The following is a 1,235-nucleotide window of genomic DNA, read 5'->3' on the forward strand; positions in this document are numbered from 1 at the left end:
CTATAACGATCTCATCACGGGCACGGGCCACTGCAATATCACCGATATCGAAGTACAGTGCTGCTTCATCAATCGGCGCTTCGACAGCCAGTTGATACCGTACCGCAGGCCGCAAGTTTGCTCGTGCTGATCGTGGCAGGGTCAAGGACAGCTGCAAAACCTGCTCCGGGTGTAACAGAATGATTATGGAACGCCCCACAGCTGCATTCGGCCAGTCAGATACCTGTTCGGAGCTTTGCGCAGAGAGACAAGGTTCTTCGGTTGCATCGGTTACCAATAACAAAGGAATTTGTGAATTGGTGAACTGATGGGTAATTGGTTTTATCAGCCAGCCCATTTCAGTCAGCCACCACTGCCATGCGGTCCGAATTGTCGTAAGGAGATTGGGTAACAAACCGTGTCCATTACCTGTTGAGGGAGGCATATGATTTTTATTGAGCATATAAAATGGATACTTTTGTCGTCGATTGTTGACAATCTGAATCATTATTGCAAATAATATATGCGAAATACATCAATACAGTTTGTTTATATAACGTGTACGGAGTGTAGTTGCATCCTGTCATGATTGTTAGGAATTAGAAATTCATTTACCTGGAGTAATTAATGAGCACGCAGCAAACTACCAAGCGTACACCGGCAGCAGGTGTGGCATTTCGATTCCTTACGGTTATTACTCTGCTGGGGCTTTCGGTTTCGGTGTTCGCCGGATCTATCAGCTACACCTATGATGCATTGGGTCGAGTCAAGACCACTACTTACAATAATGGAGTAGTCGTCACCTATACCTACGATGCGGCAGGTAACCGTGTCAGCCAGGTCACCACTGGCGTTCCCTAATCTTCCTTGCGGCAGCCAGTCGCACGTTTCATCAGTTTCTTCACAGTACACAGCAGTTAGCAGTTGTTAAACGATCCGCAAAACGGATCACCTTATTATCCTGCGTCCCGAGGAAGTATCGTTGAGATAAACGAGCATCCGAGTTGCGCATATCTCCTCAGGAGTCTGATGATGTTTAAACGCAACAAAAGTGAGCATCGCAAAGGTGTGGGTGCAGGAATGAGTGTACTGTTAATGCTCCTGGCGGGGATTCTCCCGGGTGCAGTACTGGCTGCAGGTAACATCCAGTTCGGCCAGGGCGTGCCGGCAGTAGTGGAAGCACCTGCTGCAGATGCCCGCATAACCAATACAGCACAACCAAAAGCCAATCGTGGGGAGCGTACTGAATACGGCCC

Annotated in this window: 3 protein-coding genes; 2 read left to right on the forward strand and 1 reads right to left on the reverse strand. The window is 48.4% G+C overall.

Annotation, left to right across the window (positions count from 1 at the left end; genetic code table 11):
- Positions 1-424, reverse strand: a 424-nt coding sequence (locus ABO04_RS11745; RefSeq protein ID WP_205012800.1) for a hypothetical protein, incomplete at its 3' end; no start/stop codon positions are given.
- Positions 425-606: 182 nt separating this feature from the next.
- Here ABO04_RS11745 and ABO04_RS11750 point away from each other — a divergent pair.
- Positions 607-840 (forward strand): RHS repeat domain-containing protein, encoded by a 234-nt coding sequence (locus ABO04_RS11750; protein ID WP_074455865.1) that lies wholly within the window; start codon positions 607-609, stop codon positions 838-840.
- A 168-nt stretch (positions 841-1,008) separates the two neighbouring features.
- On the forward strand, positions 1,009-1,235 hold a 227-nt coding region (locus ABO04_RS11755; RefSeq protein WP_160810857.1), incomplete at its 3' end, for a hypothetical protein.

Origin of the sequence: Nitrosomonas sp. HPC101, assembly GCF_009833125.1 — a bacterium.
GTDB lineage: Bacteria > Pseudomonadota > Gammaproteobacteria > Burkholderiales > Nitrosomonadaceae > Nitrosomonas.

What these genes read in the sequence shown, in the direction of transcription:
- ABO04_RS11750 (WP_074455865.1), top strand. Translation starts at nt 607, where the DNA reads ATGAGCACGCAGCAAACTACCAAGCGTACACCGGCAGCAGGTGTGGCA.